Annotated in this window: 22 protein-coding genes; 8 read left to right on the top strand and 14 right to left on the bottom strand. The window is 72.3% G+C overall.

What is annotated here, in order from left to right; translation table 11 throughout:
- The first annotated feature begins 51 nt into the window (after window positions 1-51).
- The gene (locus EAO75_RS25685) at window positions 52-1,209 is read left to right on the top strand and encodes an ROK family transcriptional regulator (protein WP_147998071.1); all 1,158 of its coding nucleotides are present in this window, start codon (window positions 52-54) and stop codon (window positions 1,207-1,209) included.
- Window positions 1,210-1,437: 228 nt separating this feature from the next.
- On the opposite strand, the gene EAO75_RS25680 is transcribed toward EAO75_RS25685, so the two are convergent.
- Window positions 1,438-2,199: a GntR family transcriptional regulator gene (locus EAO75_RS25680; RefSeq protein ID WP_147997380.1), complete on the bottom strand. Its 762-nt coding sequence runs from the start codon at window positions 2,197-2,199 to the stop codon at window positions 1,438-1,440.
- A 250-nt stretch (window positions 2,200-2,449) separates the two neighbouring features.
- Window positions 2,450-3,334: an RNA polymerase sigma-70 factor gene (locus EAO75_RS25675; RefSeq protein WP_147997379.1), complete on the bottom strand. Its 885-nt coding sequence runs from the start codon at window positions 3,332-3,334 to the stop codon at window positions 2,450-2,452.
- A 145-nt stretch (window positions 3,335-3,479) separates the two neighbouring features.
- Here EAO75_RS25675 and EAO75_RS25670 point away from each other — a divergent pair, with 145 nt between their 5' ends.
- Window positions 3,480-4,310, top strand: coding sequence for an alpha/beta fold hydrolase (locus EAO75_RS25670; RefSeq protein ID WP_147997378.1), 831 nt, complete (start codon window positions 3,480-3,482; stop codon window positions 4,308-4,310).
- A 13-nt stretch (window positions 4,311-4,323) separates the two neighbouring features.
- On the opposite strand, the gene EAO75_RS25665 is transcribed toward EAO75_RS25670, so the two are convergent.
- The 3 genes from EAO75_RS25665 to EAO75_RS25655 all read right to left on the bottom strand — a co-directional run bounded on the left by EAO75_RS25665 (window position 4,324) and on the right by EAO75_RS25655 (window position 7,253).
- The gene (locus EAO75_RS25665) at window positions 4,324-5,193 is read right to left on the bottom strand and encodes an alpha/beta fold hydrolase (protein WP_147997377.1); all 870 of its coding nucleotides are present in this window, start codon (window positions 5,191-5,193) and stop codon (window positions 4,324-4,326) included.
- A 42-nt stretch (window positions 5,194-5,235) separates the two neighbouring features.
- Window positions 5,236-5,772, bottom strand: a complete 537-nt coding sequence (locus tag EAO75_RS25660) for an SRPBCC family protein (RefSeq protein WP_147998070.1) — start codon at window positions 5,770-5,772, stop codon at window positions 5,236-5,238.
- A gap of 98 nt (window positions 5,773-5,870) precedes the next feature.
- Window positions 5,871-7,253, bottom strand: a complete 1,383-nt coding sequence (locus EAO75_RS25655) for a cation:proton antiporter (protein ID WP_261989402.1) — start codon at window positions 7,251-7,253, stop codon at window positions 5,871-5,873.
- 220 nt (window positions 7,254-7,473) lie between these two features.
- Between EAO75_RS25655 and EAO75_RS25650 the strand changes: the two genes are divergently transcribed.
- The 6 genes from EAO75_RS25650 (at window position 7,474) to EAO75_RS25625 (ending at window position 13,938) form a co-directional block, all read left to right on the top strand.
- Entirely contained in the window at window positions 7,474-8,130 is a 657-nt protein-coding gene (locus EAO75_RS25650) for a hypothetical protein (protein ID WP_261989401.1), read from the top strand.
- Between the two features lie 57 nt (window positions 8,131-8,187).
- Window positions 8,188-9,948, top strand: coding sequence for an NAD(P)/FAD-dependent oxidoreductase (locus EAO75_RS25645; protein WP_147997376.1), 1,761 nt, complete (start codon window positions 8,188-8,190; stop codon window positions 9,946-9,948).
- Between the two features lie 234 nt (window positions 9,949-10,182).
- Window positions 10,183-10,632 (top strand): RNA polymerase sigma factor, encoded by a 450-nt coding sequence (locus tag EAO75_RS25640; RefSeq protein WP_261989400.1) that lies wholly within the window; start codon window positions 10,183-10,185, stop codon window positions 10,630-10,632.
- A gap of 22 nt (window positions 10,633-10,654) precedes the next feature.
- Window positions 10,655-11,284: a hypothetical protein gene (locus EAO75_RS25635; RefSeq protein WP_147997374.1), complete on the top strand. Its 630-nt coding sequence runs from the start codon at window positions 10,655-10,657 to the stop codon at window positions 11,282-11,284.
- 139 nt (window positions 11,285-11,423) lie between these two features.
- Window positions 11,424-12,977 carry an ABC1 kinase family protein gene (locus tag EAO75_RS25630; RefSeq protein WP_147997373.1) on the top strand — a complete coding sequence of 518 codons (1,554 nt, stop codon included), beginning with the start codon at window positions 11,424-11,426 and terminating at the stop codon, window positions 12,975-12,977.
- A 70-nt stretch (window positions 12,978-13,047) separates the two neighbouring features.
- Window positions 13,048-13,938: an SAM-dependent methyltransferase gene (locus EAO75_RS25625; protein WP_147997372.1), complete on the top strand. Its 891-nt coding sequence runs from the start codon at window positions 13,048-13,050 to the stop codon at window positions 13,936-13,938.
- Window positions 13,939-14,004: 66 nt separating this feature from the next.
- Here EAO75_RS25625 and EAO75_RS25620 read toward each other — a convergent pair whose 3' ends face one another.
- The 9 genes from EAO75_RS25620 to EAO75_RS25580 form a co-directional block, all read right to left on the bottom strand.
- Window positions 14,005-15,249: a wax ester/triacylglycerol synthase domain-containing protein gene (locus EAO75_RS25620; protein WP_147997371.1), complete on the bottom strand. Its 1,245-nt coding sequence runs from the start codon at window positions 15,247-15,249 to the stop codon at window positions 14,005-14,007.
- Between the two features lie 37 nt (window positions 15,250-15,286).
- On the bottom strand, window positions 15,287-16,609 hold the full coding sequence (locus EAO75_RS25615) for an NAD(P)/FAD-dependent oxidoreductase (protein WP_147997370.1): 1,323 nt from the start codon (window positions 16,607-16,609) through the stop codon (window positions 15,287-15,289).
- Window positions 16,606-17,169, bottom strand: a complete 564-nt coding sequence (locus tag EAO75_RS25610) for a flavin reductase family protein (RefSeq protein ID WP_147997369.1) — start codon at window positions 17,167-17,169, stop codon at window positions 16,606-16,608. Before EAO75_RS25610 ends, EAO75_RS25615 begins: the two co-directional genes overlap by 4 nt.
- On the bottom strand, window positions 17,141-17,605 hold the full coding sequence (locus tag EAO75_RS25605) for a type II toxin-antitoxin system RatA family toxin (RefSeq protein ID WP_147997368.1): 465 nt from the start codon (window positions 17,603-17,605) through the stop codon (window positions 17,141-17,143). The genes EAO75_RS25610 and EAO75_RS25605 overlap by 29 nt, the downstream gene beginning before the upstream one ends.
- Before the next feature lie 65 nt (window positions 17,606-17,670).
- The gene (locus EAO75_RS25600) at window positions 17,671-18,954 is read right to left on the bottom strand and encodes an aspartate aminotransferase family protein (protein ID WP_147997367.1); all 1,284 of its coding nucleotides are present in this window, start codon (window positions 18,952-18,954) and stop codon (window positions 17,671-17,673) included.
- Window positions 18,951-20,072 (bottom strand): SDR family oxidoreductase, encoded by a 1,122-nt coding sequence (locus EAO75_RS25595; protein ID WP_147997366.1) that lies wholly within the window; start codon window positions 20,070-20,072, stop codon window positions 18,951-18,953. Before EAO75_RS25595 ends, EAO75_RS25600 begins: the two co-directional genes overlap by 4 nt.
- 56 nt (window positions 20,073-20,128) lie before the next feature.
- Window positions 20,129-21,262 carry an acyl-CoA dehydrogenase family protein gene (locus tag EAO75_RS25590; protein WP_147997365.1) on the bottom strand — a complete coding sequence of 378 codons (1,134 nt, stop codon included), beginning with the start codon at window positions 21,260-21,262 and terminating at the stop codon, window positions 20,129-20,131.
- A gap of 99 nt (window positions 21,263-21,361) precedes the next feature.
- Window positions 21,362-22,324: a bifunctional lysylphosphatidylglycerol flippase/synthetase MprF gene (locus tag EAO75_RS25585; protein WP_147997364.1), complete on the bottom strand. Its 963-nt coding sequence runs from the start codon at window positions 22,322-22,324 to the stop codon at window positions 21,362-21,364.
- Window positions 22,308-22,802 carry a hypothetical protein gene (locus EAO75_RS25580; RefSeq protein WP_147997363.1) on the bottom strand — a complete coding sequence of 165 codons (495 nt, stop codon included), beginning with the start codon at window positions 22,800-22,802 and terminating at the stop codon, window positions 22,308-22,310. Before EAO75_RS25580 ends, EAO75_RS25585 begins: the two co-directional genes overlap by 17 nt.
- Between the last annotated feature and the right edge of the window lie 16 nt (window positions 22,803-22,818).

Genomic DNA, 22,818 nt, shown 5'->3' with positions numbered 1-22,818 from the left:
CCCGGCGAGTAACATCCGCCCAACATGCGCACGAGCTGGGAGGACGGACGTTTGGGGCAGCTGACGGGCGGGGATCCCTCGCTGCTGCGAAGGATCAACTCCGCGGTGGTGCTGCACGCGCTGCGTGCCACGGACGCCGCCACGCTGACGGAGATCACCCGGGTGACCGGCCTGTCCCGGCCGACCGTCGAGGGCGTCGTCGAGGGGCTCATCGAGGCGGGGTACGTCGTCGAGAAGGCGGCGGACGAGAGCGTCGTGCGGCGTCAGGGCCGGCCGGCGCGGCGGTTCCGGTTCCGGGCGGAGGCGGGGCATCTGCTGGGCGTGGACGTCGGCGCGCATCGGGTCGCCGCGCTGCTGGCCGACCTTGACGGCCGGATCCTCGGTTCGATCACCAAGGACGTCGACGAGGCTGCCCCGGCGGACGAGCGGCTGGAGCGGGTGCGCACGGCGGTGGCGGAACTGCTGCGCCGGGCCGGGGTCGCACGCGGCTCGCTGCGGGCCGTGGGGGTCGCGACACCGGGCATCGTGGAGGCCGACGGCACCGTGCGGCTGGGCGCCGCGCTGCCGGAGTGGACGGGGCTGCGGCTCGGCGAGCGGCTGAGCCGGTCCTTCAAGTGCCCGGTCCTGGTGGAGAACGACGCCAACGCGGCGGCGGTCGCCGAGCACTGGAAGGGTGCCGCGACCGAGTCCGACGACGTGGTGTTCGTGCTGGCCGGGCTGAGCCCGGGCGCCGGCTCGCTGATCGGCGGGCAGTTGCACCGCGGCTTCGGCGGAGCGGCCGGCGAGATCGGCGCGCTGCATCTGCTGGGCCGTGAGGCGACCCCGGAGACCCTGCTGTCGACGACGGACGAACCGCTGCGCCCCCTCGACGAGCACGCCGTCGCCAAGGTCTTCGCCCAAGCCCGCGAGGGCGACCAGGGAGCCCGAGCGGCGGTCGACCGCTTCATCCAGCGCCTCGTCCACGACGTGGCCGCGCTCGTCCTCGCCCTCGACCCGGAGCTGGTCGTCGTCGGCGGCTGGGCGGCCGGACTGGACGGCGTACTGGAGCCGCTGCGCAGCGAACTCGCCCGCTACTGCCTGCGCCCGCCGAACGTCGCCCTCTCCCTCCTCGGCGAGGCGGCCGTGGCCACGGGCGCGCTGCGGCTCGCCCTAGACCATGTCGAGGAGCAGCTGTTCGCGGTGGAGGGGACGGTGACCGGGCGGCGCTGACCGTCCACCGGGCCGGGCGTCGGTCAGCGCCCTTGGCAGTGCGCGTCAGGCATCGGCCCAGCGCGGTTCGCACGCCGGATCAGGTATCGCTCCAACACCGTGCGCACGCCGGATCGGGCATCGGCCCTACGCCGTACGCACGCCGTGACATGTGCGGTCCGTGCCGGTGAACGCGACGCGCCCCGGAGGAGATCCGGGGCGCGAGGTGTGTGTCGGTCGCTGCGGCGGTCAGGACGCCCGGCGCTCCGGGTCCTCGTGGATCTCCACTCCACCGGAGTCACCGAAGGTCAGTCGGCAGGTGTCCGCGCGGTAGGTGGCGACGGAGAGCGCGGCGGTGCGGCCCTCGGCCAGGTAGCGGGTGGTCACGACGAGGACGGGCGCCCCGGGGAGGCGGTCCAGCGCCTTGGCGTCGTCCGCCCGCGCGGAGCCCAGCTCGACGGCGCTCTCCTGACCCTCCAGCTCCAGGCGGTGCAGCTCGCGCAGCACGGCACGCGCGCGTGCGGCACCGGACGGGGCGTCGATGCCGGAGAGGTCGGGCACCGACGACTGCGGGATGTGCAGCAGCTCGGCGGCGACGGGCTGGCCGTGCGTCCCGCGCGAGCGGCGCACGATGTGCACGGGCTCGTCCCGGCCACTGTCCAGGGCGTCGGCCACCGAGGCGGGCGGTACGAGCAGTGCGCAGTCGGTGGCCTGCCAGACGTCGCCGGCCGCACCCGGCCAGGCGTGCTGCTCGGTGCCGACGGCCACTCCCACGCGCGGCGGCGCGACGGTCGTACCGACACCGCGGCGGCGCTGGAGCCTGCCTTCCAGTTCAAGCTGTTCGAGAGCCTGGCGCAGCGTGGCCCTGGCGACGCCGAAGCGGGCTGCCAGGTCTCGCTCGTTGGGCAGGATCTCGCCCACGGAGAACTCCGAGTCCAGTGCCTCGCTGAGCACGGTCCTCAGATGCCAGTACTTCGGTTCCGGCACCGATTCCAGTTGCGTGGTCCCCACCCTGTCCTCCGCAATCGCCGTTGCCCGGCGGCGTTTTAGCGCCCTTGTTTATTAAAGGTTGTTGCACTTATCTGCGACCATAGGGCGGCCCTCACCCTTGGTCAATACCAATCCTGCATCCCATGGCCACGCGTGCGCGTGGCGCCCGGGAACGTTCACGGCACGTTCGTACACAACGGCATTTGTTACATGAAGGCAAAGCCCCCGTCACATCGACGGGGGCTTCGCCGGGCGGGACTTGTGGTGTGGTCTAGGCGGTGGCCAGCGACCGCAGCTTGTCGGGGTTGCGGATGATGTAGACGGCCTGGATGCGGCCGTCCAGCACGTCGAGCTGGAAGACGGAGTCGGGCTTGCCGCCGGACAGGGCCAGCACCGCGATGCCGCCGTTGATCTCCAGGAAGCGCCAGGACAGGTCCTCGACACCCTTGCGCGCGGCGCCCACGAGGAAGCGGCCCACGTGGTCGGCCGTCTCCAGGACCCGCAGCGGGGCCTTCGCCTTGCCGCCACTGTCGCCGACCAGCCGGACATCCGGGGCCAACAGCGACATGAGCCCCTCCAGGTCGCCCTCCGCGGCCGCGGCCAGGAACCGTTCGGTGAGATCGCGCCGCTGGGTGGGGTCGACCTCGTAGCGCGGGCGCCGCTCGTCGACGTGCTTGCGGGCCCGGCCGGCCAGTTGCCGTACTGCCGCCTCGCCGCGGTCGAGCATGACGGCGATCTCGCCGTACGGGTAGCCGAAGGCCTCCCTGAGCACGAACACCGCCCGCTCCAGGGGTGACAGCGACTCCAGGACGACGAGGACGGCGAGCGAGACGGAGTCGGCGAGGACCGCGCGCTCCGCGGTGTCGGGGACGGTGTCCCCGAAGTCGGTGACGTACGGCTCGGGCAGCCAGGGGCCGGTATACGTCTCACCCCGCGCCTTGACCTGGCGGAGCCGGTCGATGGCGAGGCGGGTGGTGACGCGCACCAGATAGGCGCGCGGCTCGCGCACCTCGGACCGGTCGGCGCCCGACCAGCGCAGCCAGGCCTCCTGCACGACGTCCTCCGCGTCGGCGACCCGGCCGAGCATGCGGTAGGCGACGCCCAGGAGGACGGGGCGGTGCTCTTCGAAGACGTCGGTCTGGGTGTCGGTGGTCACCGCACCATCCCAGCCCACCCGTCCGCCCCTGTCCAGGCGGAATCGACGCGGCGCACAGGGCACACCGCCAAGGTCTACCCGTCGGTAGCAATTGCTGACAGGCTGTCTACACGACGAAAGCCCGTGAGCCCCTGCGAGGAGCAGCATGTCCGCCACCGTCTCCTTCAAAGTCCCCACTCCGCACGGCCCGAAGAGCATGACCGTCGCCTACGCGCGCGTGGGCACCGGCGAACCGCTGCTCCTGCTGCACGGCATCGGCCACCACCGTCAGGTGTGGGACCCGGTGATACCCGTCCTGGAGGCCGAGCGCGATGTCATAGCCGTGGACCTGCCGGGGTGCGGCGAGTCCCCGGGGCTGCCGGAGGGGCTGGGGCACGACCTGGCGACGATGAGCGTCGCACTCAGAGCGCTGTGCGAGGCCCTGGAGCTGGAACGGCCGCATGTCGCGGGCAATTCGCTGGGCGGACTGCTGGCCCTGGACCTCGGCCGGGCGGGGCTCGCGCGCTCCGTCACCGCACTGTCCCCGGCCGGCTTCTGGTCGCAGCTGGAGCGGCAGTACGCCTTCACCGTGCTCACGGGGATGCGGCGGACCGCCGAGCGCATGCCGCTGCCCCTCGTGGAGTGGCTGTCCCGCTCGGCCGCCGGCCGCGCCACCCTGACGAGCTCCATCTACGCCCGTCCCGGCCGCCGTTCGCCCGAGTCCGTGGTCGCCGAGACGGTCGGGCTGGCCCGCGCGGAGGGCTTCTTCGAGACCCTCCGGTCGGGCAAAGAGGTGCAGTTCAAGGATGATGTGACGGGGATTCCGGTCACGGTGGCGTGGGGCAGCAAGGACCGGCTCCTGGTGCCCCGGCAGGGGATCCGGGCGAAGCGGATCATCCCCCGGGCCCGGCTGGTGCGGCTGCCCGGCTGCGGTCATGTGCCGATGAGCGACGACCCGGCGCTGGTCGCCCGGGTGCTGCTGGACGGCAGCCGCTGAGCGCGGCGCGGGATCAGCCGGCCAGCGCTTCGAGGACCACCTTCAGGACGGTCGGGTTGTAGGGCATGGCGGCGTGCGCGGTGTGGTCGTCGGGGTCGAGGTCCTGAAGGACGACGTTCGTGACGCGGCGGCCCTCGCTCTCGGCGAGCGCGCAGGAGGTGTACGGCGTGACCACGTCGTCGTACCGGGTCGCGATCACCGTGTGCCGGACGCCCTGCGCCGTCTCGCCCAGGTCGGCGAGTTCGCGCTGGAAGGGGTGGTCGTGCTGGAGCTGCGGCCAGGCCGGGACGACGGTGCCGACGGCGCCCTGCTCGACCAACTCCAAGGCGCCCGGGATCTGGCGCGCGAGGTTCATCAGGCCCTCGGCGGTGATGCCGTGGTTGCTGGGGGCGATGCCGACGAAACTGTGCACCTTGGGGGCGCCGCCGAGCGCGTTGAGGTAATAGCGCGGCATCATGCCGCCCTGCGAGAAGCCGACGAGGTCCACCTGCCGGGCGCGGGTTCGCCGCAGGACCTCATCGACGAACTCGCCCAACTGCCGGGCGGAGTCCTTGATGTCGCCGAGCCCGAAGAGCACGGGGTGCAGGTGCCGGCCGTAGTCGAGGCGGAAGACCCGGTAGCCGCTGCGCCGCAGCAGCGGGGCGGCCTCGGTCCAGGTGTAGCCGCGGTTGCCGAACGTGCCGTGCACGAGCACCACCGGGCGTGGATGTTCCTCGGTCAGGGGCAGCTCCCAGTCGTCCTGCCCCGCCTCCACGTCGACGGTGGCGACGACTGCGGCGAAGGCGGTCTGTCCGAGCCCGGCCGCCCGGTGCGGTGCCTCGGTCAGGTCGGTGGTGACGTCGTCCGTGTTGAAACCGGGGATCTTCGGTTGCGGGAAAATCACGGCGATCCGCCCTTCGTCCGCGTGGCCTGCGTTCGCCCGGTGTTACGGCCCCGGCTCGACCACCCCTGATCCGGACCGGACGGCCGGTCGGGGCACCAGGCGGGCGGTCGCGGCGCGCAACAGCCTCACGTACCAACCCCACTTCACCGGGCACGCCACCCGTCCGGTGAGCGCGTGCTCGGCGCAGTCCAGGCTGTGCCGGAAGGCCGCGTCGTGCAGGGGCCGGAAGAACAGCAGCCAGCCCAGCCAGCGCACTCCGCGCGGGCGCAGGACGAGGATGTTGCGCAGGACGGTCAGTTCCTCGTCGAGGGACTCGACGCTGAACTCGTGGAAGCCGTCGAATCCGCGCGGGCCGGTGAACCGGAAGCGCACCCAGTGGCCCGGCACGTAGTGGCTCACCACATAGCGCACCGGGCCGTGGCCGCCGCACGCCCCGACGGCCAGCGGCCCGTCGAAGCGCATCGGCGGCCAGCCTGGCGGCCACAGCCGGTCATCCACGGCTCCCAGGCCGTCGATCAGGGCGCCGACCGCCTTCCGGGATGCGGGGAGCGCGCGTTCGTGGACGTTCAACACGGTGATCACCGTGTCTGGCTGCCCGTTCCCCCGCACCCGGCAACTCCCCCGAAAGGAGACACGAAGAGCACGCCCGGCGCGCGAGGCCCTCGTCCCACGCCGGGTCAGTCGTCCATGAGCCGGAGCAGGGGTCCCGTCATGGCGGTGGTAGCGAGCGCCATCACCACCAGCATGGCGAACAGCGCCGGCGACAGCAGTCCGGCCGCAAGTCCCGTGTTGAGGATGATGAGTTCGGTCAGGCCCCGGCAGTTCATCATCGCGCCGAGCTGCGCCGACTCCCGCCAGGAGAAGCGCAGCAGGCGGGCGGGCACGACCGTGGCGACGAACTTGGCAGCCGCGGCGGCGGCCAGGACGGCCAGGCAGATGAGCCAGCCGGTCGCCCCGTGCACCGCGCCAAGATGGGTGCTGAGACCCACGGCCATGAAGAACGAAGGCAACAGCATCCAGCTGGTGAGCCCCTCCACCCGCCAGGCGATCTGCTCCACCGCCTCCGTGCGCGGCATGGCGAGGCCGGCGGCGACCGCCCCGAACAGCGCGTGCACGCCGATCTGTTCGGTGGCGAGCGCGCACAGCAGGACGGTCACGAGGACGATGGACGCCGTGCGGGCAGCGGCCATCGGGCCGTCGGGGCGCTTCGCGGCGAGCAGGCGCACGAGGAGCGGGCGCAGCACGCGCCACACGACGAGGCCGAACAGGACGACCCAGCCGACCGTGACGGCCGCCGCCGTCAGGGAGCCACCGCTCGCGATCGCCAGGACGAGCGCCAGCAGGCACCAGGCCGTGACGTCGGCGACGCTCGCCGAGGCCATGGCGAGCGTGCCGAGCCGGGTGTTGAGCTTCCCCTCGTCGGAGAGCAGCCGGGCCAGTACGGGTACGGCCGTGACGCTCAGGCTCAGACCCAGGAAGAGCACGAAGGGCACGGTGCCCACGCCGGCGGGGCGGTAGGAGTCCGGGAGGGCCAGGGCGACGAGCACGCCGGTCAGAAAGGGGATGGCGATGCCGGAATGGCCGATAAGTGTCGAGGCGGACAGGCCGTCACGACGCAGCGCGGTCAGCGACAGTTCGCGTCCCACGGTGAACATGAAGAGGGTCACGCCGAGTTGCCCCAGCGTGTTGAGGAACGGGAACACCTCGGGGGGCAGCAGCCAGCGCTGGGCGTCCGGCAGGAGCGCGCCGAACACCGAGGGGCCGAGCAGCAGCGCGGCGGCGATCTCCCCGACCACGCGCGGCTGTCCGATCCGCCGGGCCAGTGCGCCGGCCGCTGCGGCGCAGGCGGTCACCAGGGCCAGCGCGCCGAGGATCCGGTAGAGGGGCACCGCGCCGGAGTCGGCGGGCGCGTGCCCGGTGGGGCCCGCGTAGCCGATCGAGGCAAGGATCAGCGCGGTCAAGCCGACGGGTATCCCGACGAACGCGCCGTAGCCCAGGAGCATGCGGCGCGGGGCGAGGGTGGCTTCGGGTTCGGCGGAGAGGGACGTACTGGCCTTCACGGGCGGCTCCTTGTCGAGCACGGTGGCGGCTGGTCAGTGCGGTCATCCATGCCCGGGTTCGCCGGGTTCGCGCCCGGCCGTATCCGCGTTCGACGCTGCGAGGGCGAAGATCGGCCAAGGTCCGGGCGGTGGCCGGACGGGGGCAGGGGGATGCCGGATCCGGGCGTAAAGAGAAGAGACAGGCGCAACCGACACATCGCATATGCGAGAGGAGTTCGTCATGTCCGCGAAGCCGCACGACATGTCCGCACAGCCGCACGCCGTGCAGCGCCCCGGTGCGGACGAGGGCGGTCCACGTCGTACGGCGCCGCAGGCATGGCGTCCGCTGCTCGCCGAGCCGTCCGTCGAGGGGCTGCTCGGGGATCGGCTGGTGGCGGCGGCGCTGCGCGAACTGCACCGGCTCGTGCCGCCGCGCACGGCCCTGCACTCCTTGCGTACGTTCCTGCTGGCCGACGCCTTCGCGCAGGCCCGCGGAATCCACTACGACCGGGCGGGGCTGTTCGTCGCCACGGCGTTCCACGACACCGGGCTGACCCGGGGTGGCGCGCCGCTGCGGGGTGGATTCCCGGCCCGTTCGGCCGCGTTGCTCGACCGCTTCCTGGCCGGGCACGGCGTGGACGACGCGCGGCGCGCGGCGCTGACCCGGGCGGTGCGCGAGCACATGCGGCCCCGGCCCGCGCGCCGCGCCGGGCCGGAGGAGCGGCTGCTGCACTTCGGGGCGTGGCTGGACGTCACCGGACGCGGTGGTCGTCGACTGCCGGGCGAGCGACGGCGGTTGGCGGAGCTCGCGCCCACTCCCTGGTTCGCCCTGTCGTTCTCCGCCCGGGTGGCCGCCTGCGGGCTGCGCCGGGCGCTGCCGGGCCCGGCGGCCCTCTGAGGCCCGCCCGAACACCGGCCCGGCACAGCGCATTTCCCGTCGCGAAAGGACGAAGACGTGCAAGACGACCAGCGTGTGTTCGATGTCGCCATCGTCGGAGGCGGCATCGGCGGGACGATGCTGGCGGCGATCCTCGCCCGCCACGGCGTGCGGGTGCTGCTTCTGGAGGGAAGCGGTCACCCCAGATTCGCCATCGGAGAGTCCACCGTCCCCGAGACCACCTTCGGCCTGCGGGTCCTGGCCCGCCGCTACGACGTCCCGGAAATCGAGCACCTGGCGACCAACGGGGCACTGCGCCGCCATGTGTCGTCGAACTGCGGCGTGAAGCGCAACTTCAGCTTCGTCTACCACCGCGAGTCGGAGCCCACCCGCGCCGAGGAGTGCACCCAATACCCCACCTGGGGGCCGCCGCTCGGACCCGACTCGCACTATCTGCGGCAGGACGTCGACGCGTACATGTTCCATGTCGCCGTCTCGTACGGCGCGACCGCCCACACCCACACCGTCGTGGACGACGTGAAGTTCGACGAAAACGGAGTCACCCTGGTCACCCGGGAGAAGGGCACCTTCCAGGCGTCGTACGTCGTCGACGCCGGCGGTATGCGCGCGCTGCTGCCGGAGCGGCTGGGGCTGCGGCAGGAGCCGCCGTACCGCACGCGCTCGCGCACCATCTTCACGCACATGGTGAACGTGCGCCCCTTCGACACCGTCGCCCCGCCGCGCGAACAGCACGGGATGCCCAGCCCGTTCAGCCAGGGGACACTGCACCATCTCTTCGAGGGCGGCTGGTTCTGGGTCATCCCGTTCGACAACCACAGTGCCAGTACGAGCGAGTTGTGCAGCGTCGGCGTCAATCTCGACCTCGATCGCCATCCGCGTCCCGAGGGGGTGTCCGCGGAGGAGGAGTTCTGGCGCCATGTGCGGCGCTTCCCCAGTGTGGCACGGCAGTTCGAGGGGGCTCGGGCGGTGCGGCCGTACGTGTCGACCGACCGTACGCAGTTCTCGTCGCGGACGGTGGTCGGGGACCGCTGGTGTCTGCTGCCGCACGCGAGCGATTTCATCGACCCGCTCTTCTCCAGCGGGCTGGCGGTCACGGTGATGGCGCTCAACGCGCTGGGCCACCGGATCATCGACGCGGTGCGCGAGGACGATTTCGACACCGCCCGGTTCGCGTATCTGGAGCAGTGGATCAAGCGCATGTTCCGGTTCTACGACGACCTGGTGTCGTGCAGTTACCTGTCGTTCGACGACTTCGCGTTGTGGAACGCGTGGAACCGGGTGTGGACCATCACGACGCTGTACGGGACGAACGCGCAGAACCAGGCGGCGGTGGCATTCGAGAAGACGGGTGATCCCGCCTCTTTCGACGCGTTGGAGACAGCGCCTTATCGGGGGCTTCAGGGCGTCGACAATCCGTGGGTCGGGCAGCTCTTCGAGCAGGCCCGGGATGTCGTACTCGCTTATGGCGCAGGGAGTCTGACGAAGGATCAGGCCGTGACGCGCATCTTCGACCTGCTGCGGGAGAGCGGGCTGTGCCCGGCGGTGTGGGGCACCCTCGACCCCGAGGACCGCTGCCCGTCCGGGGTGTTCACCCTGTGGCCGCTGATGAGGATCCTGCTGTGGGGCAGGTTCCGCTCGCCCCAGCACGTCCGGGGCACGTATTTCACGGGGGGTGGGCGGCTGGTGGGCAAGGAGGCGGTCCAGGCCCTGACCACCGACGTCCGGCGCGGCTCCTCCCTGGTGCAGCAGACCGTGCGGGACATGTGGGTCAACTGGAACCGCGACTGGACGCGCCGGGAGATTCGCGCCCGAAAATAAGAGCGGTATGCGCCCGGAAAATCATTCCTGCGCATTTCGCAGGATAGATTTCCGGTTTGCCGCCCCGGCGGCTCGGGTAGGAAAAAATTGGGGGCCCACAAATCTGAATTGGGCCACCATTCCCCCTGCTCGATCGAGAGACTACGGGCTGCATTCCATATGGCGCGAAATTCCACCTGCCCTTCGCCCGCCCAATGCTCCTGGGATGACATATCCCAGCACCGGGACCGCCTCATGCGGCTGGTCCGACGACGACTCCCGAGCCACCAGGACGCCGAGGACTGCGTGCAGGAGACGCTGACCCGGGCGGCCGCGCACTCCGCCCTCGACGGCAGCCGGCTGGGGCCCTTCCTCACCTCCGTGGCGCTGCGCCTGTGTACGGATTTCTATCGTGACCTGGAGCGACGCAGACGTCTGTTACAACGGACGGCCTTCTTGGACGACCCCGGGACGACCGAGGAGGACGTCTGCGACGAGGAGTTCGGCAAATGGCTGCTCGCCCAGGTCCAGCAGCTGCGCGGCCGGGAGCAGGAAGTCATAATCGCCCGGTCCAAGGGAATTTCCACGGCGGAATTCGCCCGTATGCACAACATCTCCCTCAAGGCAGCCGAGGCCGCTTTCACCAGAGGGCGGGCACGCCTCAGAACGGCCTGTGTGAAGGCCATGGAAGATGCCACGGGATAACCAACCGAAGGGAAACTCGCTCATGTCCGACAAGAACATGCAGGACATCCTCAAGGACTTCATGGGCAATATGGCCGACAGCGGAAAGGAGGCGTTCGACGAGATTCTCAACCGGCCCGAGAAGTCGTCGTCCGCCGCCGGTCAGGTCGCGGCCCTGGCCGGGCTGCCGGCGAGCACCCTGGCGGCCCTGGCCGGCGCCGCCAACCCGGCCGCGCTGCTCGCGGGCGCCGCAAATCCGCTGGGGGCGCTTGCCGGCGCGGCGGGCAATCCGCTGGCCGCGCTGACGGGGGCGGCGGGAGCGGGTGGGGCCGCCAACCCCCTCGCCGCGCTCACCGGAGCGGCGGGCGCCGCGGGGGYGGCCAACCCGCTGGCCGCGCTCGCCGGGGCGGCGGGTGCGGCCGGGGCCGCCAACCCCCTCGCCACGCTCACCGGTGCCGCGGGCGCCGGCAACCCCTTGGCCGCGCTCGGCGGGCTCGGGCAACTGGCCGGAGGAATGGGCCAGTTGGCGGGGGGTGTCGGACACGCCGCCCAGGGCGTGGGCGACGTGCTCGCGCTCCCCGCCCAGCTCGCCCAGCTCCTCGAACTGATCCCGAAGCTCATCCAGGCGTTGCAGGTCCCGGCCGGCAAGGCAGGCAAGGCCTCCTCGGCCTGACGGCGACCGCGCCCCAACGACTCGCGGTCACCCTGCTCGCGGTCATGGGCTCGCGGTGACCGGCTCGGCATGTACATCCCGCTGGGCCGGTCACCTGACCGGTCCTCGCGACCCGCTCTACCTGAGGAGATCACTCACGATGGCGTCTGTCGTCGGGGATCGGTTGCGGCTGGTGGTCAAGGTCCTGGGGAGCCTCGTCGTCGACGAGGTCGGGCAGGCCACGCGGCTGCGCAGACGTACGAGACAGGGGCAGGAGGGGCCGGCGGAGGGCGGCGCGGGCTCCGCCGGGGCCGAGGAACGGCGGGCCAAGGCCGTGCGGCACGCCCTGGAGAGTCTCGGTCCCTTCTATGTGAAGCTCGGGCAGATTCTGTCCACCCGCCCCGACATGGTGCCGCAGTCGATCCGGGACGAGCTCCAGAACCTGCACGACGAGGTGGACGTCCAGCCGTTCCCGGCCTTCGAAGCCGTGTTGGCCGGCGACCTCGGCCCCGACTGGAAGCGGCGGTTCGACGACATCGACACCAGCGCCCCGCTCGGCGCCGCCTCCCTCGCCCAGGTGTACCGGGTGACGCTGCCCGGCGGCCGGCCGGCCGTGGTCAAGATCCAGCGCCCCGGCATCCGCGAGGGCGTGCTCGCGGACATGGCGCTGATGCGCCGGGCATCCCGGATCGTGGCCCGTGTCGCGCCACGCTTCAACGAGGTCATCGACGTCGAGGCGATGCTCGGCTCCGTCTTCGACGCGATGGAGCCGGAGCTGGACTTCACCGGCGAGGCCCGCAACATGGACGAGGCCCGGCAGTTCGTACGGCCCTTCCGCACGCTGGAGGTGCCCAGGGTGCTGCACGCGAGCCCCCGGGTCCTGGTCCAGTCGCTCGCCCCGGGGACGTCGGTGCGGCACGTCGACCGCGCCCACTTCACCGACGACGAGCGCATCGAGATCGGCAGGGACCTGCTGCGCTTCATGTACCACGGGTACTTCGTGCACCGCGTCTTCCACGCCGACCCCCACGCGGGCAACGTCTTCGCGGTGCCGGGCGGGCCCGCGACGCTGATCGACTGGGGCATGGTGGGCCGCCTGGACCGCCGTACCAGTCTGCAACTGCTGCCGCTGTTCATGACCTTGGCGCAGAACGACGGCGCCGGGCTCGCGCACCACTGGGCCGAGATGGGCCGGGTGACGTCGTGGTCCAACATGCCCGCGTTCGCCGCCGACATGGCCGCCTTCGTGCCCAAGGTCTCCCATCTGTCGCTGGAGGACATGAACTTCGGGGTGTCCCTGACGACCGTGCTCGCGAAGGCGACGAAGCGGGGCATCGGCTCACCGCCGGCGGTGTCGCTGCTCGGCAAGTCCTTCGCCAACCTGGACGGCTCGGTGCGCTGCCTCGCCCCCGAGATCACGCTGCCGGAGGTGTTCCAGGGCGAGGTGCCGAAAATCCTGTTCTCGCTGGGCCGCGAGTTCCTCGGGCGGCACCAGTTCGCCCGCAACTCGATGGAGTTGCTGCTCGCGGCGGTCACCAGCCCCGAGCAGATGCGTGGTGTGCTCGGCGACATCGCCAACCGCCAGTTCGCGTTGCAGGTCCACGAACCGCGCACCACGGCCGCGATGGGCGGCCAGCGTCCCACGCGCCCCTCCGGCGGCATGGTCGCCCTGGGCGCGCTGGCCTTCCTGCTCGCCCGCCGCCGCTCCACCTGACCGTCGAAACCGCTCACCCGCCGCTCCCCCGGCTGACCCTTCGAACCCGCTGATCACAGGGAGGTTCTCCTTGCCCGAGACCACACGCCCGCAGCCACCGTCGGCGCCGGACGCCACCCTTGCCGAGGGCGCCTCACCGTCGTACGGCCTCCCGCACGTCGCGCTGTGGACTGCCGCCGCGCATGCCGCCGAGTGCGGCCGGGACACGCCGTACGTGCTCGACCCCTGGGCCGCGGACTTCCTGCACGCCGCCCGGTTCGGCGGCGGGCCCCCCGGCGACGGCCCGTTGCAACGTCTGCTGCCCGACTGGGCCGTGGTGCGCACCCGCTTTTTCGATGAGCACCTGCTCACGGCATCCCGCTCGGGCTGCCGTCAGGTGGTGCTGCTCGGGGCCGGACTCGACACCCGCGCCTTCCGGCTGCACTGGCCGACCGGGGTGCACGTCTTCGAGGTCGAGGCCCCCGCCGTGCTGGAGTTCAAGGACCGGGTGCTGGACTGGAACCGCCCCACGTGCGGGCGGCGCAGCACGGTCGGTGTCGACCCGACCGGGTCCTGGGCCGACGACTTGCTCGCGGCGGGCTTCCATCCGCGCCGGCCCACCGCGTGGCTGAGCGAGACACTCCTTTACCACCTCCAGCCCGATGCGGTGACGTCCGTCGTCGCCACGATGACGGAACTCTCCGCGCCCGGCAGCACGTTCGGCGCCGAGTGCGTGAACGCCGAGGCGGCCTCCACTGCGTTCGTGGCGCCGTTCCTGGAGGCCCTGTCCACCACCGGCATCGCCTGGAACTGGCAACTCGCCGACCCCGAGGCCTGGTGGGCGGAGCGGGGCTGGGAGGCCCGCGTCGCCGATCTCTTCACGTTGCCGTATGTGATCCAGCGGCTCTCCCCGTATCTGCCGCTGCTCACGGAGGCCGCGGCCAAGTGCGCGTTCTTGACGACGGGCACGCTGAAGAAGTGACCGGCACAAGGCAGGAGCCCCGGGCGGTACTGCCAGGGGCTCCTGCCTTTGCCGCCGTACGGCGCGCTACGCCCGTTCCAGTTCCAGCAGCGCGGCCAGCCACAGGTCCGGGAGTTCGTCGGCGGTGGCCAGCGTTTCGTCGTGCACGATCGTGAGGCAGGAGGTGTCGTGCTGGCTCGTCAGCGTCGTCAGACAGCGGATCCCGGCCGCCAGGCCGGTGAAGACCGCGGCGCTGTCGGACGCGGCCCCCTGGTGGACTAGGGCGGCACCGGAGTTCACGCTGCTGGCCGGCCCGGAGACGACGTCGCCGTTGACCATCCGGGTGCCGACGCGCGCGCCGAGGGCCCGTGGCGTTGCCGCCAGGAGCATGCGGACGGCGTCGCGGCGCCGGGTGGCGCGCCAGCGGGCGGTGGCCGCCGCGACCCGGGCGAGGGTGAGGTGCGGTGACGGCTCGTCGCAGGGCAGCAGGAGCCGGGCGGTGACCATCCGGTTGCCGGGGGCGCATTCCTCGCCGGGCGCCCGCACCGACATGGGGACCGCTACGGGCAGCGGCGGATGCGGCGCTCCGGTCGCCTTCATGTGCCAGGCGTGGACGGCGTGGGAGAGGGCGGCGAGGTAGACGTCGTTGACGGTGCCGCCGTGTGCGCGGGCGATGGCGCGCAGCCTGGCCAGCGGGGTGTGCACCCGGCACAGCGTGGTGCGGCCGCTGCTCGCCCCGTCGAAGGCCGGTTTGGCGGTGGGCGCGCGGAAGCCGCCCACGGCGTCCGCGAGGGCGTCGGCCAGGCCGCGGCCGGTCGGCCTGCCGGGGTGGTGGGCCGCGGGGCCGCCCTGGGGGTGGTCGTCGAGGAGGTCCCGGACGGTGTGGGCCGCGCCGACGCCGTCCTGGATGGTGTGGTCGCTTCGGTAGCACAGGCTGTGGCCGCCCGCGGGCCCGTGGACCAGCCACACGTCCCAGCACGGCCGTTCACCCGTGTTCATGGGCCGGGTCAGCATCATCCGCGCCGCTTCCGCCTCGTCGGCGTCCTCGGGCAGCCACACCTCGTGCACGTGCTGTTCCACGGCGATCCCGTCGACGCGCCGGAACACCGGGCGGTCCCGGGCGATGCGGTAGCGCAACGCCGGGACGCGGTGGGCGCGTTCGGCCACGCGCGCGCGTACGGCGTCCAGGGTCGGCGCCCGGCCGCCGAACGTGAACATGAAGACGACCGGCAGCGGTCTGCCGCGCATGGCCAGGTGGTAGGCGACGTCGGCGGCGCCCATCCGGAGCGTCGGCGGCAGGCAGCCGCCGCTGCCGAGGGAACGTCGGGTCATGCAACGACCTCCGTGTGGGGGAACAGGGCTGTGGGGATCAGCAGGTGCGCCGCGTGGCCCGGCCGAGGGCGTCCAGGTAGGTCCGCAGCAGGGGGCGGGCGGGTCCGCTCACCGGCATGCGCGGGGCGGCGCAGCGGTGCCAGGGCAGCGGGTCCGTGGGTTCCGGCTCCCCCGAGAGGGCCGCGGCGACGTGTGCGCCATGGGCCACCGACATCGCCAGGCCGTGGCCGCAGCAGCCGCCGATGTACCAGAAGCCGGGCAGGCCGTGGACGGGGCCGACCACCGGCAGCCCGTCGCCGGTCATGCCGACGCGGCCCGACCATCGGTGGGTGACGGGCAGGTGGGCCAGCTCGGGGTGCAGGGACCGCACCCAGCGGCCCAGCCACGCCCAGGCGCGCTCGCGCGCGGCGCGCAACCGAGGGCCGCCGAGGCCGGCGGGCAGGGTGACCGTGCCGCCGCCGGCCACCAGCCCGCCGTCGGGCAGCGGCCGGAAGTAGGGGGCCATCGGCAAGGCGTCGACGACGGCGTACCCCTCGTGCCCGCCCAGCGCCTCGTACGCCGCGTCGCTCACGGGCGCGGTGGCGACGGCGTACACCTCCAGCGGCAGGATCGTGCCGACCGGCAGGGCGAGGGACCGGGCGGCGGAGTTGACGGCCAGTACCGCCTGCCCGGCGCGGAGCCGGCCGTGCGGGAAGAGCAGCTCGCAGCCGCCCCGTTCCCCCGCGCGCACGGCCAGCAGCGGGCTGCGCCCGTGGAACCGCACGCCGTTGGCGGCGCAGGCACGGGCGAGGGCACTGGTGAGGGCAGCCGGGTCGAGGGTGGCGGCGGTGCGGTGCAGCAGCCCCGCGGTGTACGGGACGCCCACGCGCGCGCGTACCTGGGCGCCGGACAGCTCCGGCACGTCCAGGCCCAGCGCTCGGTAGGCCCGGGCCTGCCGGTCGAGTGACGCCAGGCCGGCCGGTGCGCGTGTCGCCATGATCTGCGCGCCGGGCCGCACTGCGCACGGCAGGTCGAGCCGCCCGCACAGGTCGAGGACCTCCTGCACCGCCCGTACGCTCGCCAGATGCATCCGGCGTGCGGCCCAGGGCCCGTGCCGGCGTACGGCGCGGTCGATCGCGGGCCCGGCTCGCGGGCCCAGCAGCCCAGTGCCCCGGCCACTGGCCCCGGCGGCGGGGCCCTCGGCGTCGATCACCACGATGTCGCGGCCGGGGGCACGTTCGGCCAGGTGGTAGGCGCAGGCGAGGCCGGCCAGACCGGCCCCGACGACCGCCACGTCCGCCGTGCCGGTGCCGTGCAGCGGGGGCTGGGCGGGCAGGTCGGGCAGGTCCCAGGCCGGGGTTCCGTGCGCCGGCGGCGTCATTCGGCGCCCTCCGGCACGAGTTTGCAGAGCGTCCTGAACCGGCGGTCGTGCCACAGCAGCGGGCGCCCGCCGCCCACGTGCACGGCGGCGACCTGACCGACGACGAGGTGGTGGTCGCCGTAGCGGCGTACGTCCTTCACCAGGCACACCGACCAGGCCAGCGCGCCCGCGATCACCGGGACGCCGAGGACCTGCCGGGTGTCCGTACCGGCGAAGCGCTGGGCGGCAGGCGTCGTCGGGCTCGCGAACCGGCCTGCGAGGTCGTGCTGTTCCTCGCGCAGCAGGTGCACCGCGAAGGCGCCGTGGGACCGGACGGCGGCGAGGGTGCGGGAGCCGTCGCGCAGGCAGGCCAGGAGCAGCGGTGGCCGCGCCGACAGCGAGGTCACGGCGGAGACCGTCATCCCGAGGGGCCCGTCCTCGCCCCGGGCCGTCACGACGCTCACGCCGGCGGCCAGTTTGGCGTAGAGGCCGAGACAGCGGGCGGCGCCGGGGCCGGGTTCGTCGTGCAGGGGGTCGTCGTACGGGGAGGGGTCAGCCGTGAGCGGTGGCGGCGCACTCATCGATCACCTCCGCGCCCACCAGGCCCGCCAGGATGCGGGCGATGTTCGTCCGCAGGGTGGACTCGGCGACGGGGTCGAGGATCTCCGCGAGGGTCGGGATGCCGAGGTCGAAGGCGGCGGTGAACACGACGAGCGTGCCGTCGTCGCGCGGTTCGCAGCGCCAACTCCCCTCGAAGGTCTGGAAGTCGCCGCTGAGCTGCTCGAAGGTGAGCGTGAGGGTGTCCGGTGCGAACGTGTCGCGTTCCCTCCAGCGCATCAGCCCGTCGCGGAAGGAGACGGTCCAGTCCGACACCACCGAACCGTCGGCCAGCGTGTCCACGCGGACCTCGCGCACGGTGTCGGTGAGTTCGGGATAGCGGCGGAAGTCGGTGATGCGGTGGTACACGGCAGCCGGCTGCGAGCCGTGGGCGATCGCGTGCAGGACCACATGACGCATGGGTCGTTCGGTTCCTTTCCTGGGTTGGTTCCGGTTCCGGTACGACGAGTTGCCGGGCCGCGGGCTCACCCGGCCATACGGGCGGCCGTCGTGTGCAGTGCTTCGGCGAAGTTGGTGAAGAACAGATCGAGTGCGTCGTCCGCCACGGCGGCGGGCGGAGTCAGGCGCAGCACGCGGGTGGAGTTGAGGGAGTGGTTGACGAGGACGCCGCGTGCGATGAGTTCCAGCAGGAGTTCGCCGACCGCCCGGTCCTCGGTGAACTCGATGCCGATCAGCAGCCCGCGTCCGCGCACGTCCTGGACGAGGATCTCCCGGTACGGCTCACAGGTGGCCCGCACGCCGGCCAGAATGCGCGCGCCGAGGCTCGCCGCGCGGGCCACGGTGTCCTCGCGCTCCATGGTCTCGACGGCGGCGAGGGCGGCGGCGCAGGCGATCGGGGAGGCGCCGAAGGTGGAGGTGTGCAGATAGGGGTCACGGCTGAAGGGGGCGTACGCCTCGGCCGTGGCGACCATCGCGGCGACCGGTACGACGCCGCCGCTGAGCCCCTTGCCGACCAGCAGCATGTCCGGGCGGATCCCCTCGGCGTCCACGCCCCACCAGGTGCCCAGCCGGCCCATCCCGGTCTGGATCTCGTCGACGACGAGGAGCGCGCCGAACTCCCGGCACAGGGCCGCGACTTCGGTGAGATAGCCGGGCTCCGGGATGTGTACGCCGCCCTCGCCCTGCACCGGTTCGAGGATGACGCAGGCCCGGTCGCGACGGGCGGCCAGCGCCTGCTTGAGATCGCCGGCGTCACCGTAGGCGACCTGGGTGGTGTCGGGCAGCAGCGGCTGGAAGGGCGTCTGGTAGGTGGCGTTGGCGGTGACGCTGAGGGCGCCGAGCGTCTTGCCGTGGAAGCCCTTGCGGGTCGTGACGATCGCGTTGCGGCCGTGCGCGCGGGCCAGCTTCAGGGCGGCTTCCGTGGCCTCGGCACCGGAGTTGACGAAGTGGACGTAGTCCAGACCCGGCGGGGTGTGGGCGGCCAGCGCCTGAGCGGCGCGCCCGGCGACGGGCTCCAGGAAGACCCGGCTCGCCAGCGGGTGGACGTCGATCTGCCGGTGCACCGCCTCGACGACGGCCGGGTGCCGGTGGCCGAGGATGAAGACGCCGTAGCCGCCGAAGTCGAGGAGCCTGCGGCCGTCGTCGGTGTGGATCCAGGGGCCTTCGGAGAGCACCTCGGACATGCCGCCGAGCACGCGGCCCATGACGGCTCGGCCGGAGCCGATGTGGCGCAGGTACAGGTCGAGGGTGGTGGACTCGGCTGTGACGTCCTGTGCGGGTACGGCCGTCGTGTCCGGGGAGATCGTCATGAGGCCACCTCGGTCGGGGTCGTACGGGCGGTGCGGTGGCGGGCGAGGAGGGCCGGGTGGTCGTCGGCCCAGCTCTCCAGGTTGCGTACGAGCGCGGCCCGGATGCCGGCGTGGCTGAGGCGGGTGCCGCAGTGCGGCCGGCCGAGCGAGGTGTCGAAGGGGAGCTCGCGCTGGAAGACCAGCAGGAGCTCGGCGTAGTGCTGGAACCTGCGTCGGGTGGCCTGGGGCAGTGCTGTGCCCTCCAGCATGGGCAGCAACAGCCGGTGCACCGCCTCGACGGGGATGAGCCGGGGCCGGTGCGGTGCGGGCAGGCCGCGGCGTACGGCGAACTCCGCGCAGGTGTCCGCGATCTCGCGCACCCGGGGCGCGTCCTGGCCGGCGGTGAGCCAGAACTCGCCGCTGCTCACCCCGCCGCGGACGAGGTCGCCGACGGCCCGGGTGACGTAGTCCTGCGGGACCATGTCGACGCGGGCGTCGGGCGCGCCGGGCAGCACCGGCACCTGTCCCAGGACCATCGAGCCGAGGGTCTTGGTCAGGCCCTGCTGGCCGGCGATCCGGCCGGTCGTGGAGTCGCCCATCACGACGGACGGGCGCACGATCGCGCCGGGCAGGTCGGCCTCGCGCACCAGTTGTTCGGCCGTGGTCTTGGAGGCCAGATAGGCGGCGGCCCCCGGGAAGCGCCGCGCGTCCTCCTCGCTCGGGGCGCTGGCCACGAACGCGGTGCTCACCAGGTACAGGGGCGCGTCGGCGCGGGCGGCCAGGTCGAGCACGGCCTGAGTGCCGAGGATGTTCGTCCGTTCGATGTCGGCGGGCGGCATGCGCCAGTTGGTCTCGGCGGCGGAGTGCAGGACGACGTCCACTTCGAGGGCGAGTTCGTGCCAGGCGAGCGCGCTCAGGCCGAGGCGGGGGGCGAGGAGGTCGCCCCGCAGCTCACGCACCCGCGGGTCGCCCAGGGGGCGGTTGCGGCGCAGGCAGAGCAGGTCGAAGTCGGCCGCCAACTCGTCGATCAGGGCCCGCCCGAGGACGCCGGTCCCTCCGGTGAGCAGCAGGGTCGGGCGGTCGCGTGCGCCGGTCCTCGGGGCGGGTGGGGCGGTGGGACGCGGGAGGTGTCGCGGCATGGGTGTGCTCCCTCAACAGGTCTCGGCCGGCACAGGGCGGTGGGTGCGGGCGCCGGTCAGGCGACCGCGAGCGGCCGGTCGGCCAGGTAGTCGGCGAAGGGGCCGGTCATCCTGGCCCGGGACGGCGGGTGCAGGGACAGTCCGTTGGCGCAGGCTGCGAGATGGCCGACATCGTCGGACGTCATGAAGCTGAGCCCGCCGAGCAGTTCGACCGCGCGCGGGGCGACCCGGGCGATGACGTCCTGGACGCCGTAGCGGACGTACAGCGCCTGGGCGAGCGCGGACTCGCCGAGGTCGCCGTCGTCGACGCGGCGGGCGAGGCCCTCGGCGCCGGCCGCCGCGGCCTCGGTCTCCACGAAGAGCCGTACGCGCTCGTGCTCGGGGATCCGGTCGTTGAGCAGCACCCGTTCGACCAGGGCGGAGGCGGCGCCGAGGTAGCTGCCCGTCATCAGCAGCTGGAACCAGATCAGCCCGGCCGTCTGGAGCTCGTCGATCCCCCCTTGGGCGGTGGCCGCGGTACGCAGCAGCAGCTCCGGCGGTACGACGACGTCGGTGAGGGTGACCTGGTCACTCTCGGCGCCGGCCAGGAAGGCGCTGGACCAGAAGCCGCTGACACCGACGCCTTCGCTCTCGGCGGGCACCAGAGCGACCGCGAGCTCGTCCCCCTGCCCGTCCTCGCGGGGCACGAGGACACTGGCGGTCAGCACGTCCATGGAGCGGGCCAGGCTGCACGGCCGTTTGACGCCGCTGATGTGTACGCCGTCCTCGGTGACCTTGGCGGTCATCGTCGGTTCGAGGATGCCGGCGCCGCGGCGTCCCTCGGCGAAGCCGGAGGCGATGACGCGGTTGTCGGCCGCCACTCCTTCGATCAGCAGCCACTCCAGTCCTGTGCCCCGGTCGCCCAGGCCGACGAGTGTGGCCATGGAGAAGTGATGCATGGTGGTCGCCACGGCCAGCGACGGCGAGCGGCTGCCGATGGCCCGCTGCACACGCACCGCGTCCAACGCCGTGGCTCCCCGGCCCTGATGGGCCTCGGGGACCAGCAGCCCCGGCCCGCCGCTGTCCCGGAAGAACCGGATGCCGGGGCTGTCCCGCCGCTCCAGCTCCATGAGCGGTGTCTCGCGCAGGGCCGGGTCCAGGTCCGGCAGCAGCTTGGCCAGGGTGGTGCGTTCGCGCTCGAGGAATCTCATGCGGTTGCGGTCCTCCGGGGTGGGGGGTGGTCATCAGGCATACGGCGGCGCGGGAGGGCGGCCCGGTGGCGTGGCCGTGCGCCGGTGGGCGCAGCGGCGTCAGACGGCGTTGGTGGCGCGCAGCAGTTGCCACACTGCGGGGACGCGCGGCCTGCCCAGGAAGGCGATGTACTCCGGAAGGACCACGTGCGGGGCCCACTTCTCCTTGTATTCGAGCTGGGAGGCGGCGGGGTAGATCGCCTTGCCGCGCTCGGCGAGCAGTCGGGCGAACCGGGCGAACATCCGGCTGTGGCCGGGTACTTCGTGTTCCTGGTCGAGCCCGGTGAACGGGGTGAAGCCGAAGTGCAGCCAGGCGGCGGCGTCGGCCACGAGACGTTCCATGACGGTGGCGTTGAGTGCCTCCATCACGCCGGGCGGCGCGTCGGGCCTTCGCCGGCTGAGGTCGTGCAGCCAGCCGGGGCGGCTGCCGTAGACGGGCGAGTAGTTGATGTAGCCGACCGCTTCGCCGTCGACGCGCCCGACGAAGAGCCGGCGGTGGCGTTGCAGCGGCCCGGTCCGCTGGCCGACGAGGAACTGCAGCTCCTTGACGTGCCGGCCCTTTTCGCGGAGCCAGGGCTCGTCGACCCGGTCCAGTTCGGCGCCGTCGTCGCCGGGGTGGACCTCGGCCACTTCCAGACCCGCGCGCCGGGCCCGCGAGATCTTGTTCCGCAACCGCACGAACCGTGAGCCGCGCAGGGTGAAACGGGCGAGGTCGACGGCGTACGACGCCCCGATCTGGTTGACCGTGAAGCCCTGACCGGCGTACAGCTCGGCGTCCTCGCGCTGGAGTTGCACGGCGACCAGGCGTCGTCCCGCGTGTGTGACGAAGGAGTCCAGCAGCCGCGCCCGGTGTTCGGGGGCGGTGAACGGGCCGCCGAATTGCAGGACATGGCGTCCGGCGCGGCGATAGGCGCACACGCCGTCGATCGGCTCGTCGCGGAAATATTCGTTCCCACTGTTCAGGGCGAGAAAGGAACTGGGGTTGTCGCTGTGTTCGGTGAGGGTGTCAAGCACGGACGACACGTGAGCCCTCCTCCTGACGCCGGGCCTCTTCGGCGAATTCGGTCCGGTATTGCTGCTCGAACCGTCGATAGGCGGGGTGTGTTTCCGGTTCGAAGGCGACACCGAAGGGTTTGAACGAATTCCCGAACAGGGCTCGATCCCCCAGGAGGTGGATGGGCAGGGCGAGCAGGGCCCATTCCGGCCCGGCGAACAGGACCCACGCCCCGGCGATGACACCCGCCGTGACCAGGCTGTGCATGATGTTGTAGGCCACGTAATAGCCGCGTGCGATGCGCTTGTCCGGGCTGCGCCGGTAGCGAATCGCGCCGGGAATGTAGCCGATGACGTCGATCACCGCGAAGAGCGCCACGAAGACGCCCCAGCGGATTTCCGAAAGGTGCTGAAAAGCGAGCACGAGGGAAACGACCAGAAAGGCCAGCCATTCCATTCGGGAGAATGCGAAGGTGGTCTTCGTCTCGAATCGGTTCTTGGCGTCCACGGGGCTCCAGGAATGC

This window comes from Streptomyces sp. UW30 (assembly GCF_008042075.1).
GTDB lineage: Bacteria > Actinomycetota > Actinomycetes > Streptomycetales > Streptomycetaceae > Streptomyces.
The sequence above is the reverse complement of the archived record's forward strand: the minus strand, read 5'-3'. Positions and strand labels throughout refer to the sequence as shown.